Origin of the sequence: Hahella sp. HNIBRBA332 (genome assembly GCF_030719035.1) — a bacterium.
Classification (GTDB): Bacteria; Pseudomonadota; Gammaproteobacteria; order Pseudomonadales; family Oleiphilaceae; genus Hahella.
On the sequence record NZ_CP132203.1, the window covers coordinates 1785471 to 1802956 of the forward strand.

Annotated in this window: 19 protein-coding genes; 14 read left to right on the top strand and 5 right to left on the bottom strand. The window is 52.5% G+C overall.

What is annotated here, in order from left to right; translation table 11 throughout:
* Positions 1-42: 42 nt before the first annotated feature.
* The 14 genes from O5O45_RS08330 to O5O45_RS08395 all read left to right on the top strand — a co-directional run bounded on the left by O5O45_RS08330 (position 43) and on the right by O5O45_RS08395 (position 13422).
* Positions 43-3279, top strand: coding sequence for an EAL domain-containing protein (locus O5O45_RS08330; RefSeq protein ID WP_305904753.1), 3237 nt, complete (start codon positions 43-45; stop codon positions 3277-3279).
* A 212-nt stretch (positions 3280-3491) separates the two neighbouring features.
* A complete protein-coding gene (locus tag O5O45_RS08335) occupies positions 3492-4325 on the top strand; it encodes a hypothetical protein (RefSeq protein WP_305904754.1) in 834 nt (277 codons plus the stop codon).
* Positions 4326-4539: 214 nt separating this feature from the next.
* A complete protein-coding gene (locus O5O45_RS08340) occupies positions 4540-4860 on the top strand; it encodes a hypothetical protein (protein WP_305904755.1) in 321 nt (106 codons plus the stop codon).
* Positions 4861-4941: 81 nt separating this feature from the next.
* Complete coding sequence (locus tag O5O45_RS08345) at positions 4942-5295, top strand: hypothetical protein (protein WP_305904756.1); 354 nt, start codon at positions 4942-4944, stop codon at positions 5293-5295.
* Positions 5296-5480: 185 nt separating this feature from the next.
* A complete protein-coding gene (locus O5O45_RS08350; RefSeq protein ID WP_305904757.1) occupies positions 5481-5708 on the top strand; it encodes a hypothetical protein in 228 nt (75 codons plus the stop codon).
* Between the two features lie 536 nt (positions 5709-6244).
* Complete coding sequence (locus tag O5O45_RS08355) at positions 6245-6508, top strand: hypothetical protein (protein WP_305904758.1); 264 nt, start codon at positions 6245-6247, stop codon at positions 6506-6508.
* Positions 6509-6548: 40 nt separating this feature from the next.
* Complete coding sequence (locus tag O5O45_RS08360) at positions 6549-6848, top strand: hypothetical protein (RefSeq protein WP_305904759.1); 300 nt, start codon at positions 6549-6551, stop codon at positions 6846-6848.
* 55 nt (positions 6849-6903) lie between these two features.
* Positions 6904-8112, top strand: a complete 1209-nt coding sequence (locus O5O45_RS08365) for an IS256 family transposase (RefSeq protein WP_305904760.1) — start codon at positions 6904-6906, stop codon at positions 8110-8112.
* A gap of 235 nt (positions 8113-8347) precedes the next feature.
* Positions 8348-8926 (top strand): phosphoribosyltransferase, encoded by a 579-nt coding sequence (locus O5O45_RS08370; RefSeq protein WP_011397635.1) that lies wholly within the window; start codon positions 8348-8350, stop codon positions 8924-8926.
* Between the two features lie 239 nt (positions 8927-9165).
* Positions 9166-9645: a hypothetical protein gene (locus O5O45_RS08375; protein ID WP_305904761.1), complete on the top strand. Its 480-nt coding sequence runs from the start codon at positions 9166-9168 to the stop codon at positions 9643-9645.
* A gap of 95 nt (positions 9646-9740) precedes the next feature.
* Entirely contained in the window at positions 9741-10517 is a 777-nt protein-coding gene (locus O5O45_RS08380) for an ATP-grasp domain-containing protein (RefSeq protein WP_305904762.1), read from the top strand.
* Between the two features lie 109 nt (positions 10518-10626).
* Complete coding sequence (locus O5O45_RS08385; RefSeq protein ID WP_305904763.1) at positions 10627-11769, top strand: ferredoxin reductase; 1143 nt, start codon at positions 10627-10629, stop codon at positions 11767-11769.
* A 35-nt stretch (positions 11770-11804) separates the two neighbouring features.
* Entirely contained in the window at positions 11805-12971 is a 1167-nt protein-coding gene (locus O5O45_RS08390) for a fatty acid desaturase family protein (protein WP_305904764.1), read from the top strand.
* Between the two features lie 121 nt (positions 12972-13092).
* Entirely contained in the window at positions 13093-13422 is a 330-nt protein-coding gene (locus tag O5O45_RS08395) for a hypothetical protein (RefSeq protein ID WP_305904765.1), read from the top strand.
* A gap of 9 nt (positions 13423-13431) precedes the next feature.
* Here O5O45_RS08395 and O5O45_RS08400 read toward each other — a convergent pair whose 3' ends face one another.
* The 5 genes from O5O45_RS08400 to O5O45_RS08420 form a co-directional block, all read right to left on the bottom strand.
* A complete protein-coding gene (locus tag O5O45_RS08400; protein WP_305904766.1) occupies positions 13432-13665 on the bottom strand; it encodes a FeoC-like transcriptional regulator in 234 nt (77 codons plus the stop codon).
* Positions 13662-15998 carry a Fe(2+) transporter permease subunit FeoB gene (feoB, locus tag O5O45_RS08405; protein ID WP_305904767.1) on the bottom strand — a complete coding sequence of 779 codons (2337 nt, stop codon included), beginning with the start codon at positions 15996-15998 and terminating at the stop codon, positions 13662-13664. Before feoB ends, O5O45_RS08400 begins: the two co-directional genes overlap by 4 nt.
* Positions 15999-16062: 64 nt before the next feature.
* Positions 16063-16299 carry a FeoA family protein gene (locus O5O45_RS08410; RefSeq protein ID WP_305904768.1) on the bottom strand — a complete coding sequence of 79 codons (237 nt, stop codon included), beginning with the start codon at positions 16297-16299 and terminating at the stop codon, positions 16063-16065.
* A gap of 15 nt (positions 16300-16314) precedes the next feature.
* Positions 16315-16578, bottom strand: a complete 264-nt coding sequence (locus O5O45_RS08415) for a FeoA family protein (protein WP_305904769.1) — start codon at positions 16576-16578, stop codon at positions 16315-16317.
* Positions 16579-16871: 293 nt separating this feature from the next.
* A complete protein-coding gene (locus tag O5O45_RS08420) occupies positions 16872-17129 on the bottom strand; it encodes a hypothetical protein (RefSeq protein WP_305904770.1) in 258 nt (85 codons plus the stop codon).
* Positions 17130-17486: the final 357 nt, after the last annotated feature.

The window sequence follows — 17486 nt, forward strand, 5'->3', positions numbered from 1 at the left end:
ATGCAACAAAGTCGTGGAGAAAACAACAAGAGAGTTGAAGTGATGTTAACAGGAACAGAAATTCTCATTGTCGAAGACAGCCTGACTCAAGCCCTGCAACTGCAAATGCTGTTGGAGCAGAATAATTGCTCCGTCACGGTTGCGGAAAACGGCGTACAGGCCCTGAAATGCATAGCTGAACGCAGACCGACCATCATCGTGAGCGACATCATGATGCCGGAAATGGACGGTTACACCTTATGCCGGACGCTGAAGTCGGACCCTAAGACGGAATCCATTCCGGTCATCCTGGTCACCACGCTCACCGACCCGAAAGACGTGGTGCAGGGACTGATCGCCGGCGCGGATAACTTCATCACCAAGCCCTATGACGAGAAGTATCTGCTGTCGCGCATCCGTTATTTCCTGGCCAACCTGGAGCACCGGGATCACCAGCGGGTGAAGATGGGGATTGAAATTATTCTGGACGGAGAGCGTCACTTCATTAACTCCGCCCGCCAGCAGATTCTCGATCTGCTGATTTCCACTTACGAAGAAGGCATCCGTCTCAATCGGGAACTGAAAGCCAAGCACGAAGAGCTCAGTCACACTCATTCGCTGATCAACAGCCTGTTTCATTTCACAGCGGGCTTGAGCGCAGCCAGCACGGAAAAGGACACCATTGAGCAAGGACTGGGGCAGGTGCTGGCGTTCCCGAACGTAATCGCCTCCTGGCTGTTGCTGGTGGATGCGGACCTGGAAGGCGGCGGCTGGCGCCTGGCGGGTTATCGCGGCGATAAGATCGACGCCGCGCAACTGGATCCTTGCGGCCGTGAGTGTCCGTGCCGGCATGGCGTGATTAACGATGGCCTGACTGGCGCCGTGGATATCGCTGACTGCCCGGCGATGAAAGGGGTTTTTGTCAGCAATCATCATGCGACCATTCCCTTGCAATTGGGAGGCGATGTCATCGGCTTGCTCAACGTCGCCCGCACCGAAGGCGAGCCTTGGGTGGAGGAGCCGCTGCGTGCGCTACATTCCCTGGGGCATCAGTTCTCGGTCGCCCTGGGCCGGGCGAGACTGTTCGATAGCCTGGAAAGTCTGGTGGAGCAGCGCACCTCCGCTCTAAAAGAGGAAATGGCGGAAAAAGAGAGCGCACAGGAGCAACTTAACCTGCGTAACCGCGCTGTAGACGCAAGTGTTAACGCTATTATCATCGCCGACAAAAGCGAACCGGATAACCCCATTGTGTACGCTAACCCGGCCTTTGAACGCATTAGCGGTTACAACCTGGAAGATGTCACGGGACGAAACTTCCTGTTTTTGCTCGGCAAAGAAACCAGTCAACTGGGCATCGCGAACATCAAACGCGCGCTTAAATCCAATACCGAAGGCTACGCCTTGCTGAAGAACTATCGCAAAGACGGCACGCTGTTTTGGAGTGAGCTGAAAGTTGCTCCAGTCACGGACGCCAAAGGCGATGTCACCCACTTCGTCGCCATTTTGAATGACGTGACGGAATCCATTCAGTATCAGGAGCAACTGGAATACAAGACCAACTACGACAACCTCACCGGGCTGCCTAACCGTAACCTGCTTAATGACCGTATTCAGCAGGCTATCGCCTATGCAGCGAGGCGCGACAAGGGCTTCGCGCTGGCGGTGTTCGACCTGGATAACTTCAAATATATCAATGACAGCATGGGCCATGAAACCGGCGATCTATTACTGAAAGAGGTGGCGGAATCCCTGCGCAGTTGTCTGCGGGAAGGCGATACGCTGGCGCGGCTGGGCGGGGATGAGTTCGTCATTCTGATGCATAAAGAGGAGCGCGACCGGCCTTTGGGGGTGATGTTGAACCGTATCCAGCAACTGGTGGCGCAGCCCCGTCGTTTGAAAGACAAAGAAATTCTGGTCACGCCCAGCATTGGGGTCTGTCAGTATCCAGAAGACGGAGAAGATGCTTCCACTTTGCTTAAAAATGCCGATACGGCCATGTACAAGGCCAAGGAGCGGGGGCGCAATCGCATCTGCAGTTATACCCAGGAAATGAATGAGTCGATCCAGAAACGGGTGCAAATGGAACAGGACCTGCGACGCGGCATCGAAAATGGCGAGCTGGAGCTGTATTACCAACCGCAACTGGATCCTCATGGCGGCGGTGCTGTCGGACTGGAGGCGCTGGTGCGCTGGCGCAAGGGCGACCGCATGGTGCCGCCGCTGGAGTTTATTCCCATTGCGGAAGAAACCGGTCTGATCACCGAAGTGGACGCCTGGGTGCTGCGCGCCGCCTGTCTGCAACTAAAAATGTGGCGGGATCAGAAACAGCAGATGGTCCCCGTTTCCGTCAATCTGTCGCCCCGGCAGTTCCAGGACGCCCATTGCGTCGAACTGGTGCGCAAAGTGCTGCAGGAATCCGATATTGAACCCGGCTGCCTCAAAATAGAGGTGACGGAAAGCATGGTCATGCACAACGCGGAAGAGGCGTTGCGCACCATGACCCAGCTCAAAGCCATGGGCGTGCAACTGTCCATGGATGACTTCGGCACAGGGTATTCCTCCCTGAGTTACCTGAAGATGTTTCCTTTTGATCAGCTCAAGATCGATAAAAGCTTTGTTCGTAACGTCACCAATGATCCCCAGGAAGCGGCCATCATCCGCGTCATTATCGGCCTGGGCAAAACCCTGGGCATCAAAATCGTGGCGGAAGGCGTGGAAACCGTCGAACAGTACAGCTTCCTGGTGCGCGCCGGTTGCGATCTCATCCAAGGCTATTTCTACTCGCCGCCATTGCCCGTCGCCGCCTGCATGCACTTCCTGCAGGAAGATCATCTGTGGGGGAAAAAGCGTAAAGAAATAGAAGATGGTCCCCAAGCCAGAAGAATACTGATCGTCAACGACGACGAAACCATATTACGCGCCGTCTGCGGCGAACTCGGCCACGAAGGCTACGATATCTTCGAAGCCCGCACCACGGCGGAAGCATTGCGTCTCCTCGCTGCCCACGAAATGCATGTCATCGTCACAGACCAATGCATGAAAGAAATAAAAGGGGTGGACCTGCTGCGCAAAGTCAAAGCCATTCACCCCGGCACCGTCCGCATGGTCCTCAGCGGCTATAGCGGTTTCAAAGAAGTCCTCGAAGCCATCAACGAAGGCGCCGTCTTCCGCTTCATCACCAAACCCTGGAACTCAGAACACCTGCGGGAAAACGTAAAACAAGCCTTCCGCGAAAGTGACCTGGCGCGGGAAAATCAGATGCTGAGGGAACAGTTGGATATATTGCGGAGTGGGAGTTGATATAGATTTAAAACAATGAGGTACGTCAGCGCAGTGTGTTTCAATAGCGCTGACGTATCGCGCCTGCTGCACGTCAGCTATAAGCCAGTTCTGTTACGATGCTTGGCCTGAGCCCGAAACTGAACTAACATCCCGCTGCAGGCAACGCCCGTTGCACTGTAATACTGAACGCGCCTGATGCTCACGCCTTAGCCTGTATATAGAACTACGAAATGAAAAAACTTGCCTGTATTTTTCTAATGATGATTTGCACGACGGCGAAGGCTGACGTAACCGAATTTGTGCGCATGTTTCAAGCTGCTCCAGAGACTGAAGCGGTTCAATTGATGCATTACAGGCCGCAACATGAAGCCAGAAAAAAAGCGCGGATAAGTGCGGAGATTAAGGTGCTTCTTCGGAACTGGGGAAGTATCTCTGATTGCAGACCTACAGATAACTCCGACTATGTCTATCTTATTCTTGAGTCCGACAATGTTGGTGACAGGGTGTTAGACACCTCCAGGCACTTTTTTGAGTGCGAGCTAAGCACTCTGGGGAGGGCGGGACTGTATGTGGAAACGGGGAAGCTATCCGGTGAGGAAAAGCCATACAGAGTCGCCCTTGGGCCGAGTATCAGTGCTGAAGGCAAGGATGAAGTGAGGCGTGTTTTCGCTCAGCTATTTGGCGACCAACATGGTGGAATGGTTGATGTATTGGAAAGCGGGAAGCCTGTTTATATTGATAAAATATACCGCGATAAAATAAGCCCTCATCTGATAGATGTTATTTACAGAACAACTTTGAACATTGTGGAAGATCGCGACGCTATCGGCGCCGAAGCAATATCGGTAGTCGAGGAGCTGGTAAGGAAAGACGCATCAGAAAAGTTTGAGTATGTGAGACTGACTATAATTGAGTTGGACACTCTGCTTGAAGAAAAAAAGATTAAGGTGGCGAAAGTATCTCTGAAGAAGAATGAAGGTCATTGGAGTGAAGCTAAGGAAGAGATAAACGAGAAATTTGGTGAGTTTCCAGAAATTAAGATAAATATTAATGGCTCTAAATAAAGGTTTAAATTGGCGTTTTAAGTGTGGGTGATGTTCTCAGTGGGTTTGCTTATATAACTGAATATTTGTTTTTTGTGGTGGGTGATTTACGATTGTATTCAGTGTTGTGAATGGGTATCTGTAAATAGTGCTGAATATAGTGTCCATTGATTTGATGTGTTTTAAATCGGCGATTAAGAAAAAAATTTTGAGCATAGAGAGAAGGAGTAATTGAATGGCTGATGATAAAGTCACGTTTTCTGTCAGGTTGATCGGTGTAGAGAAACGGTTACTCGAAAAATTTAATCATTACCTTGATTCCTTTAGTCCCTCTATTAGAGAGTACTTCAAGGATAAAACAAAGCTTGTATTTTCTATTGAAGTTACAAAAAATGTGAATATTTTTCACCTTTGTGAGGTCGTGAAAGCACTGAAAGAGCATTGCACTGTAGATATTTTTGTTTCAGTATCTTCTGATTTGGACAGTGATATTATCGATGTTCCCAGACCGGTTGTAGACATAATAGCTGTGACGGGGGCGAATCTGGTTTTTTAATATACTATTCTTGGCTGATCTATCATTGAAATGTTAAATGATGCGTTTGCCCTCATCTGTGTTTGAAGGTATGTGATGAATATGAAAAGTGAAAGGGCTACTTTAAAGGAAGTGTTAGCATTTTTGTTTGTCATGGCAGGATACTTTCTTCTCTCAATGATAAGTTTTGAGAAGATCAAACATGCAGTTGCCTGGAGCGCACTAACATTGATGTTTTTGATAATGGTCAGGCTTGCTTATGGGGTTAGTCTTGTAAAGGTGTATTCAAAGATCGCTAAAGCAGACAAAATCCAAGCTGCAATGATTTTCTTTATATTTGTTTTTTTTAATGTCTATGAGGGACTTGCTGAAAAGCTGTTGGTTGCGGTCAGCTTTTCAATGTTTGTGTTGTCATTTCATGGATGGGTCAGTAGAAGAAAACTTGAAAGCAGCTAATTGGCCACAAACCATCTTCAATGGGCGAAGAGGGTGTTCAAAACACTGCGTTGTCTGAATAACGCGCGCTCTCGCCCAACAAATCCCAGTAGCCATTAAACTCAGTCGCCTTGACTACTTCTATATGCCCCCATTTCAAGCAGTTCCACATAATCGGCTAATTTCTTCCCCGGGCAGTTATTCGGGTGGACTTGCGCAAGGTTTCGCCACTGGCTGATATTCATATCGTCGATCATGACCTGCGGTTTTGGCAGGAAGCCTGTAAATATTGCCTCTATGCCAAACTCGGCGGCGCTGTTGCGGGCGTATTCCGCACCGCCGGAACTCCAGCAATAAAGGATGGCGCCTTGTTCGTAGAGGTTTTTGAGAAGCTCTATGGTTGCGCGGGTATGGGGATGTGTTTGCTGCCATAACTACGGACGAAAGTGTCGTCGACATCGACGAAGAAAGTAAGTGGTCGTGTAGAGTGGGTCATTGATCGCGCTCAGTCCGCGATTGGAACCTTGGTTATGTCGGAAAAACGCGGCCATGTTATCGGTAGCGTCGTATTTTGCAAAGGCGGGTGATGGAAACCAGGGGCGGCCCTGTAGACGTAGATGGCAGATTATGCCGCGAATTGGCTTCAGGCTATATAAGATAAGGGAGCTGTCACGATTACCCTGAAAAATAGTCGCTCGGAGGGTGTTTTCATCGTGGCGGGCCCTTGATGCGACCTGCAGAGGGGGCGAAATGTTTAGATGAATGATCGAGCATTTTAGTGTTAGAACAAGAGGTGTCGTCGGAAGCTGGACTTATGGAACCAACTTAGCGAAAGTGAATGAGCTAACTGCTAAAGGAATACCATTGGAAAAAGCGGTTACTGAGATATGGACCGCAAAGCAGGCAGCGAAATATGGTTATACAAAGGCTACCATTTAAAGAGCTGAGGTAAAGCTCGAAAAGGCGCAAGATGCAGCTACAAAAAGTATTGATTGACGAGTTAAAGAGTATGCATGAAATTGGTTCGTCAGTTTCAGATATGCTGGCTCGAATAAAAGAAAAAGAGAGTGAGGAAAATATTAAGATGAAAAGCATCATGTATTTCAGGGCGGCCTTTGATCTCTCTATTTCTGAAGTTAGCGCTATTCCTGGATGGGAAGGGTTTGGTGGTGAGCTAAGTAGTGATCGGATTAATAGATTAGTGGTGATCAAAAGGCAGGGACAAGGCTCATGAGCGAAGTTGGCTCAAATACACCTCCGAAGGTGAAAAGTTTATGCATGATTGGACGCTGGTAGCGTTGGCGGTCGATTGGGAAAAGGGAGTTGTCACGATCACCCTGAAAAACAGTCGCTCGGAGGATGTTTTCATTGTGGCGGATGGACTTGCGAACCTTATCGTTCCAAGAAGAGAGGCGTGGGGCGGGAGTGTCTCGGTTAATGCGGTGGAAGGTCCCAGGTTGCATACAAGCGGTGATTATTATTTGGCCCTTGAGATGCAGTCTGGCGATAAAATAGAACTTGAGGCCAGAGCTATTACGCTGCCAGAATCCAGGTGTGATGAGACTGTAATTTAATTTGTGTATCTGCCTATCACTAGTACCCTATAGCGGGGTTAAGGATAGGTAGACAATGAACCAGAAAGAATTAGAAGCATTTGCCCGCGAGGCAGCCAAATCTCTGAAAACAGAAAAGGATCTCAACGAGTTCCGTCAGATGCTCACCAAGGCGACCGTGGAAGCCGCGCTCAATGCAGAGCTGGATGTGCATCTGGGGTACGAGAAACATCAATCTTCAAATTCAGACAATAGCCGTAACGGCTATTCCAGCAAGACCCTCCGTACCGAGGACGGTCAGTTTGAAGTTAATACTCCCAGAGATCGTCAGGGCAGCTTTGAGCCTCAACTGGTCAAGAAGCAGCAGACCCGCTTCACCACCATGGACGACAAGATTCTCAGCCTCTACGCCAAAGGCATGAGCACCCGAGAGATCGTGGCCACCTTCAAGGAAATGTATGGCGCGGATGTCTCTCCCACCTTAATCTCCAAAGTGACGGATGCCGTGATTGAGCAAGTGGTGGAATGGCAGTCTCGTCCTCTGGATGCGGTTTATCCCATCGTATACCTGGACTGTATTGTGGTGAAGATCCGCCAGGACAAGCAGGTGATCAACAAGGCGATTTATCTTGCCCTGGGGGTCAACCTAGAAGGCCACAAAGAACTGTTAGGGATGTGGCTCTCGGAAACCGAAGGGGCGAAGTTCTGGCTGAATGTGCTGACCGAGTTGCAGAACCGGGGCGTGAAGGACATCCTGATCGCCTGTGTGGACGGCCTGAAGGGCTTTCCCGAAGCGATCAATACCGTGTATCCCCAAACCCAGATACAGCTCTGTATCGTGCACATGGTGCGCAATGCCGTGAAGTATGTGCCGTGGAAAGACTATAAGCCGGTGACGACAGATCTGAAGCGGATCTACCAATCGGCCACCGAAGAGGAAGCCCTCTCTGAGCTGGACAAGTTTGCCGAGCGATGGGATGAGAAATATCCCCAGATCAGCCGTTCCTGGCGCACTCACTGGGAGAATCTCAACACCTTGTTCCGCTACCCGGAAGACATTCGCAGGGCCATCTACACGACCAACGCCATAGAGTCCCTTAACAGCGTCATTAGGAAAGTGATCAAGAAACGGAAGCTGTTCCCCACGGATGATTCCGCGAGGAAGGTGGTGTATCTGGCAATCATGGATGCGTCGAAGAAATGGACGATGCCGATCAGGAATTGGAAGTCAGCGCTGAACCGATTTATGATCGAGTTCGAAGATCGCTTAACAGAGTATCTTTAATAACCAGGCAGATACACAGAATTATTTACAGGGTCGGTGTGATTAGCGAGAGATAGCGGAAAGCCGCATTGCTTGCGCAAACCTGGTGTTCAGCCCCTGGCATTTTTTCCCAGAAACGGAATTTATTATGTTGAGTTCTCCGAAATTTCCTGTATTTTATGCAACCTTTTTTCCGGCATAGCGTCTTCCTCAGATGGTTCGCCGGGCTTCCACCGGCTTATTCGGGAGTTAATTTGTGGAAAAGACTTTCATCAGCGCTCAACAGCTATTAGACGATTCCTTCAAACTGGGCCTGAAAATTTACGAGAGCGGCTATCGACCTAACTACATCGTTGGCGTGTGGCGCGGCGGCGCTCCGGTCGGCATCGCGGTGCAGGAACTGCTCGATTTTCTGGGCGTGGAGTCGGACCACATCGCTATCCGCACGTCTTCCTACACTGGCATCGGCGAAAGAAGCCGTCATGTCACCGTTCATGGCCTGAACTACATGGTTAAGCGCGTCAATGCGGAAGATTCTGTTCTGATCGTGGATGATGTGTACGACACCGGCTTGAGCGTACAGCAGGTGGTGACGGATCTGAAAGCGGCCTGCCGTAAGAATACGCCGGACATCAAAATTGCGACGCCATACTTTAAGCCGTCCAACAACAAAACCGACAAAGTGCCTGACTACTTCGTACATGAGACGGACCAATGGTTGGTTTTCCCCCACGAATTGCACGGCCTGACTACGGAAGAAATTCTGGAGCACAAGCCAGAGCTGGCGGTCATTCACGACAAGCTGCTGAAGCTGCGTGAAGGAGAAAACTCCTAACTTGAGGGACTGAGCGCCTTTTAGCTAAATGAAAAAACAGGCGCTTGTTTCTTTAGATATGGCAGCCCGGCGATATATCAATAAACCAACCGGGCTGCTCGCCGTCTCCCTGGACGCTCTCCGATGAGAACTTTGTTTCCCTCATATCTTCTTTATTCTTCCAGAAAGCCTGCCATCACGACGACACAGCAGTCGTGTTAGGCATACAAATTCCTCCCAGAAAAATAGCGAGCGCCCCTATGTCATTGATCAAGCTTTTGAAACCGTTGGTTTTGGCTTTTCCAATTTTAGTAAGCGGCTGCGTCAATCATGATGGCATTGTGACGGGGTTAGACGGTGAGCCTGTACAGGTCGCTCATGATGAGATAATGCAGAAAAAATGCTACTTATCGCGAGTAAGCAATCTTAGTGACTTGCACGACAAAACTGAGGGCGGCGCTGTCTTTGAAGGGGTGGTGGTAGATAAAGAAGTGGATGCTTCCTCAATGGCTAAAGTTCAAGTGAAAACGTCTTGGATTTTATATGGTGTAAAGTCAGCGAAAGTGTTTGTCGAAACGTCGGAAAAAAGCCCCTATGGCGTAGACTTTGTCGTTGGTGAGAGCTATCGAATTCTTGCGCATTACGATGAAAGCGATCAGCTCAAAACCTGGACTTGGCTCGGTACCTATAACCTGAAAGACAAATCCGTCTGCGAACAAGCCGATTTGACGGCGAAGTGAAACTGCCAGTAGTTTCCAAAGTCCGGCCCGTCTTAACGCCACTATAGAAATGGATTACTGATGGCTTGAAACGGGCGATCATTCAAGGCAAGCCTATGAGACTACTTTTCCCCTCCCATCCTCTTTATTCCCAGCAACCGGATGATTCCTACCTGGAAGAATTTACGGCGTTTCGTCAGGTTGGCGTGAGTTGTTCTGCTGTTGATATTGATGCGTTGTGCAACGGTCTTTGCGATATACGTCCTGCAATAGGGGCGGGTGAGCCGTTGCTTTACCGGGGGTGGATGCTTGCTCCTGAGCGTTACCGTCAGCTGATTCAATTGATTGAGGAAGCAGGCGGGACACCAATAACTTCTTTTGAAAACTACCTGCGCTGTCATCATTTACCGGGTTGGTATGAAACCTGTCGGACCTTTACGGCGGAGACCCGGTTCTTCCCGGACGACGATCAGTTGCTACATAAGGTTTCGTGTTTGGGGTGGGAAGGCTTTTTTGTAAAAGACTTCGTGAAATCCAACTCGACCGGGCAGGGTTCTATCGCGCGCTCGCCGGAGGAAGTGGTGGAAATTGTGAGCCAGATTCGCGCTCACCGCGGCGCCATGGAAGGCGGCGTAGCGCTGCGGCGGGTGGAGGACTACGACGAAGCCTCGGAGCAGAGATACTTTGTCCTCAATGGCGTCGTCTACTCTGCCCATGGCGAACCTCCCGCCCTGTGTCAGGAAATAGCGCATCGCATTGATGCGCCGTTTTATTCCATTGATCTGGCGCTTCGACAGGACGGCGTGATGCGATTGGTGGAGATTGGCGATGGCCAGGTATCGGACAGAAAGCGTTGGCCATTGCACGCTTTTGTGAGAATGTTGGCCCAATAGACATAATTGGGTTTGTGTCACATTCTCACGTTTATTTGTGAACAACTGTATATTTAATCGTTCCGGCGTCTGTATACTCAGAAATGTCACCCTCCCAATGGACGCCGCCATGACATGGACTCTCCGCCTTCCTCCCGCCGCCTTTGGCGCCGGCTCTATATCTGACTTGACGCCCGCTTGGCTGAAGCGCGTTGCGAACGCCGAGTTGACTGAGTTTTATGTCTCCCATTTGTCTCCTTTGTGGTCCATGCGTCAGGTCAAGGCGCGGGTCGTCGATATTGTCGATGAAAGCGCCGACTGCAAGTCGTTTATCTTGCAACCCAATGGTCTGTGGCGGGGGTTCAGACCGGGGCAGTTCGTTACGGTCACCGTTGAAATAGACGGGGTGCGTCAGCAGCGTTGCTACAGTCTGTCTTCGGATTGGCGTGAGCCGGAGCGCCTTCGCATCACCGTCAAAGAGAAGAAAGACGGGCGCGTGTCCTCCTGGTTGCTGCGGAATCTGCGCAAGCAGGATGTATTGTTGCTGAGTCAGGCTCAGGGAGAGTTCGCAGCGCCGGAATCTCTGTCTGAACCTCTGCTGCTGATCGCCGCAGGCAGCGGCATTACGCCGTTGCGAGCCATGCTGTATCAACTCGAAGAACACCCTCGAAACACCGTATTGATTTATTACGCCCGTAGTCGCGACGAGTTGATCTTTGCGGAGGAAATTCGTAAAGCCGCCGCACATAGCGCGCAGCTCACCACGCATATCTGCTATACCGCAGCCGGTCACAACCAGGCGGAAGAGGGAGGACGCTTTCATCCAGACCAACTCTCCCGTTTGGTTCCGGATTATCGCGAACGGCGGACTCTGGTCTGCGGCCCAGAAGGATTGATGCAGCGCGTGCGACGGCATTGGCGGGAGGAGGGTGTTGAAGCGCGCATTAGCTTCGAAGATTTCACCGGGACCTTTCAAGACTTCCTCGACCCAGGGCTTACTTCGCCGTCACAGTTGGCGTCCTGTCAGGTGGACTTCCAACGTTCCGCCTGCGCCATTGAAGCAGACGGGCGGCAGAGCCTGCTGGATTTGGCTGAAGCCGCCGGGCTGCACCCGCCCTTTGGTTGCCGGATGGGAATTTGCCATAGCTGCAAAGCCAGAAAACGAGCAGGCGTGGTGCGTAATCTGGTGACAGGAAAAGTCTCCGGCGCCGGAAGTGAAGAAATCCAGTTGTGTATATGCGTTCCCATAACCGATGTCTCTCTTGATGTGTGATATCTGATGAATCAGAACAAACAAGGAGATTTGTTATGCGCCATCCTTCCAGTCGAGCATTAACGCCGGAACAGTTGGAATCTTTTCAGAACGAACTGGACGACCTGCGGCAGCAGGTGGTTGATGATCTGGGTCAGCGGGATCTGGAGCATATTCGAGGTGTGATAAACGCCGTCAGGTATTCAGAGTTAGCCGGCCGAGTGTTGTTGCACGTCAGTTTTACGCCTTTGGGCGTGGTCGCAGGCGTGGCTTGTCTGTCTTTGTCCAAAATTCTGGAGAATATGGAAGTGGGCCACAACGTGATGCACGGTCAGTACGATTGGACCCAGGATCCGGCTCTGAATTCCAAGCGCTATGAGTGGGATATTGTATGCGCCGGCGACGCCTGGCGGCATTACCATAATTATGAGCATCACACCTTCACCAATATCCTCGGTAAAGACCGGGATTTCGGTTATACCATCACCCGTTTGACCGCGGAGCAGCCCTGGCGGCCGGTTTACTTGCTGCAACCGGTATACAATGTGGTGCAGGCGCTGACTTTCGAATGGGGCGTGGCCTTATTCGGATTGGAGCTGGAGCGTGTCGCGTCCGGCAAAATGAGCAGACAGGAATTCGTTGATCGGTTAAAGCCTTTTCTGCGGAAAGCGGGCAGGCAACTCGGCAAGGATTATGTGTTGTTCCCCGCCTTGGCGGGCGTTGGCGCGCCTAAAGTTTTGGCGGGGAATCTGGCGGCGAATGTCATACGCAACGTCTGGGCCTACGCGATTATCTCTTGTGGTCATTTTACCGCGGACACTCGGGTCTACACTGAGGAAGAAACCCGCAATGAGAGTCGGGGGCAGTGGTATCTGCGGCAACTGCACGGCTCCGGCAATATAGAGGGCGGTCGTCGTTTCTATCTGCTGACCGGCCATCTCAGTCATCAGATAGAGCATCACTTGTTCCCGGATATTCCCGCGCATCGTTATCCGGAAATCGCCCCCAAGGTTAGAGCTATCTGCGACAAATACGGGCAACACTACAATACAGGGCCTTTTCTGCGTCAGTTCGGCTCGGTGATCAAACGCATTGTGAAATATGCGCTACCGATAAAAGACGCCAAGATTGATGGGCCCCGTTCAGCGTTGCAGAGCGCTCCCCAAAAGCCTCCTATAGCCAAACGTCGGAAACGGGAGGCCGAGGATCTCGCGGTGGCCTGAGCGATAGGCGAGCAGGGGCTCCAAGGTTGAATCCTTGTAAATATTCCGGTATTTATCGAGTCTCCTGGCGTGACCGGGAGTCTCGAAATCTTATTCATCCCCTGCCCAAGAAGTTAGACGCATGCTAGAGAAATTAGATCCCCGGACGTTGGACGCGCTGCTGCACAAGGTGGGCGACTATGCGCAGGATATGATGGCGGATTTAGGCGACGAAATCCGGGACATTGTCGCCAATGCGGATGGCGATGGCTCCCTGGAATTGCATGAATGCATTGGTAATTGTTGGGAAATTCACGTTGGCGATGAGATCAAACGATGGATGAACAAGGCGATGCAGGTCAAACCGGGAGAGGCCAAAACGCTCTATCTGAAACAGCTGCATGAACTGGCCCAGGAGCGCTTCACCAAATCCTGTTATGAAGCGCTCGGGATGATGCATTTATATTATTGATATCGATACCTACTGAATGCGCGGCGTATCCTTCCACACGTAAATTTCAATCTCACCCGGATCGCATAAGTTGCAGCCGCTACAGGGCGTACCCAGCGGCAGCTTTTCCAACCGGCCTTTGGAGATCCATTTATCAAGCATCCCCCGCAATGCATCCGGCTCCGTATTGAAGCGGTGAGCCATGTCTTTGAGCGCGGCCCGTTTGTGGGTCTGCAGGTAGTCGCGTATTTCTGACAGGATCATGGGGCCGCTACCGTTGCAGGACTTTGCCTGGCGCCGATATAGCGCAGCGCCGCCAGAGACGCCGCGAAGGTCGCCAGCATGATGCCGATAACCGCCAGAGCGTGCGCGGGTTGACGGCTGAGTGTGGCGGCTTGATAGAACACGGTGGCGACGACGTAAGCCACGCCGGTGGTCCAGCCTGCGATAAACAGGGTCCAGTTCAGATTGGTTTCACGATAGACGGCGGCCAGCGTGGCGGCGCAGGGCATGTACAGCAGGATGAATAGCAGGTAAGCGAAAGCGCCCGCCGCGCCGTCGAATTTCGCCGCCATGGCGCCGAAAGTGCCGGTATCCACAGCTTGCTCCTGAGCGGCGCTCTCCACATCCAGGCCCAACGGATCGCTCCAGGAGCCCAGCGCGTCAGCGAGGTTGGCGGGGATAGTAGCGAAAGACGCCAACACGCTTTCCGCCAGATTGAATTCAGGGGGTGGCTCCGGCTCTTCGCCGGCGGCTTGCGCTTCTATTCTCGCCAAGTCGCTGTAAAGAGAGTCCAATGTGCCGACTACGGCTTCTTTCGCCAGTACGCCGGTAAAGATGCCCACCGCGGCGGGCCAGTTATCTTCGCGCACTCCCATCGGTGCGAAAGCGGGAGCGATGACGCCGCCGATTTCACTTAACAGGGACTTATTGCTGTTTTCATTGCCGTAGGAGCCGTCTGTGCCCACAGAGTTCAGCACATTGAGGGCCAGCACCATCGGTACGATTACTTTGCCGGCGCGGAACATGAAGCCCCGGGTGCGCTCCCAGGCGCGAATGCCGACGCCTTTCAACGTGGGAATATGGTACGGCGGCAGCTCCATAATGAAGGGCGTGGCCTGACCCTGCAGCAGGGTGGTCTTCATTACCAGTCCAGTGAGCACCGCGATGGCGACGCCAATAATGTAGAGCCCGAAAACCACGTTTTGCCCGCCAATGGGAAAGAACGCGGCGGCGAACAAGGCGTACACGGACAAGCGCGCGCCGCAGGACATAAAGGGCGCCATGATGATGGTCATGATGCGGTCGCGCTGTTTCTCCATGGTGCGGGTGGCCATAACCGCCGGCACGTTGCAGCCGAAACCGACAATCAGCGGCACGAAAGCCTTGCCGGGAAGACCGATGGCGCGCATGGCGCGATCCATGACAAAGGCCGCGCGGGCCATGTAGCCGGAATCCTCCAGCGCGGACAGAAACAGATACAGAAAGCCGATTACCGGAATAAAAGTGGCCACCACCTGTACGCCGCCGCCCATGCCGTCCGCCAGCAACAGACGCAGCCACTGCGACGCCCCCAGTGAGGTCAGCAGCGCGCCGAAGCCGTCAACCAATAATGCGCCGGTAAATTGATCGAAGAAATCAATAAACGCGCCGCCGATGTTGATGGTGAACATGAACATCAAATACATGGCGAGGAGAAATATGGGAATGCCCAGCACCCGATTCAGGACCACGCGGTCAATTTTGTCGGATATGCTGCGCTGCACTTCGTGGTTGCGTTTGACGCTGGCGCCGGCTACCTGGTTGACGAAACCGTAGCGGGCGTCCGCCAGGCAGATGTCGATATCATCTTCCAGCTGCTGCACCAGGTTCTCTTGCAGTTCCTCCACGCTTGCGCGCAGTGTCGCGTCAGCCAGTTTCAAGGCGGAGGCGTCTCCTTCCAGCATTCGCGTCGCCAGCCAGCGCGGATCGCACCTGCCCTCGGCATGTGCGCCCAGCATGGGAGTCAGGGTGTCCAGGGCCTTGGCCACAGGGGAGGGATAAGTGATGACCGCGTTGGAGATATGCTTGCGACGCGCGGCGTCCAGAATCGCCGCCTTCAGTTGCGGCAGACCTGCGCCGGAAGCCGCCACAATGGGAACGACGGGGCAGTCCAGTAGATTGGCGAGTTTATCGTGAGCCACCGCATGGCCGCGCTCTTCCGCCACATCCATCATGTTCAACGCCGTCAGCAAGGGCGTTTTCATTTCCAGTAGCTGGCAGGTGAGGTAAAGGTTGCGCTCCAGGTTGGAGGCGTCGACGATATTGATGATGAGATCCGCCTCACGCTCGGCGACGAAATCTCTGGCGATTTGTTCATCCAGGGAGACGTCTTCTTCACAGACGTCGAGAGAATAGGTGCCGGGAAGGTCGATCAGTTCAAAGTCCACGCCTTGAAACGAAAAGCGCCCGCTTTTGCGCTCCACGGTAACGCCGGGCCAGTTGCCCACCCGCTGCTTGGAGCCGGTCAGCGCGTTGAATAAGGTGGTTTTGCCGCAGTTGGGGTTACCCACCACTGCGATGACGTATTTTTCGGTGTTGCGCTCCGGACTGGCCATGATCGACTTTCTCTCTCCAATAAACGGCTCGGGATCGGGCTGATTGCGTGTATTTCAGAGCACGCTAGATTTTTTCAATAAGAAGACTGCCTGCTTCGTCTTTACGCAGGCTGAGGCGAAACCCACGCACCAGGACTTCCACCGGATCGCCCATCGGGGCGTAGCGGGTGACGCTGAATTCGACGCCAGGGGTCAAGCCCATGGATAACAGTTTGCGGCGATAGCTTTTACCGCCTTCGCCAAACCCCGTGACACGGCCTTGATCGCCGACTTTAAGATCTTTCAGACTGACATTGTTCATTCTCGGAAACGCTCCTCAATGACTGCTGGCTGCGGCGCACGCGTTCACCACCATGATTTTCTGCGCCATGCCTGCGCCCAGCGCCAGACGCGTATCGGCGCGCACGACCACCAGGTCAGCGCCCTTGCGGTGCAGCACCGTTAACTCGCAGCCCACATTGAGCCCCAGAGAAGTTAAACGCATTTCCAGGTTTTTGCCCCCGCGTAACAGGTGAACTTTCACTCTTTCGCGCTCTTGCGCCAGCGCCAGAGGGAAAGGCTTCTGTTCTAACGTGTTCATACGATCGCCTTTAAATAAAAGTGAGATTGAGAAACGTTCTTATTCTTAACGCTATTACTGAGTGAATCCAGCAACCAAAAGAGGTATTTGCGGGGAATCTGACTCAGATCAAAGGCTTGAGATGTATTGCTCCAGGCCCGGATTCGAGTCGAATGAAGACGAACCGGATGGCCGAATAATCCATAAACGTATTGGCGAAGCGAACGTTTGGGATGATCCGGCGTTCGGCGAGCCGTTCCGCTTTTTCTACGTCAGGCTGACGCCACGCCTTCAATGATCGTCTTCTGTATATGTCAGCAGTTGCCGCTGCCTATGGCGTAGTAAAGCGTTACATCAATGTGCCGGTTGGCGTGGCCTATCAGAAAACTGATGACGGCGCTGTTTTCATTGGGCTCAAACTCTCCGTTGGACGAAATTTCCCAGGTGGAGGATTCGCCTGATCCTAACGGCGAGGGGATTATGTCGACGTACACGCCGCCACCGAATGTGGCGATAGCGCCGACCACGCTGGCGCCCAGCTTATCCCAGCTGCAGGCGCCGACTGGCCCCATATGCCCAGGGTTTCTGCGTAGGATTGGCTGGGCGTGAGGTTGTCCGCGTAGCTTTCCATTTCTCTGATGAGTTGAAGCGCCGCATCCTTGCCTTTATTGACATAGATATCGCCGTGTTCCGTGGAGAGGGTGGGGGATGAGCGTGAAGGGATCGTCATACCGATAAGTCCTTTTATCTGTCGTTGAGAGGCGCCATGAAGAACCGGGCGATGATGCGTCCCGCCTCTCCATGGCGATTTGCGTCAAAATGCGGCTGCAAACAGCCAACATAAAACGTGGCGGCAGCGGATGTTTTAGGGAGGGAGGATTCCCTAGGCGATTAGTGGTAGAGAAATCTCATGGCCCCAAAAAGCACAT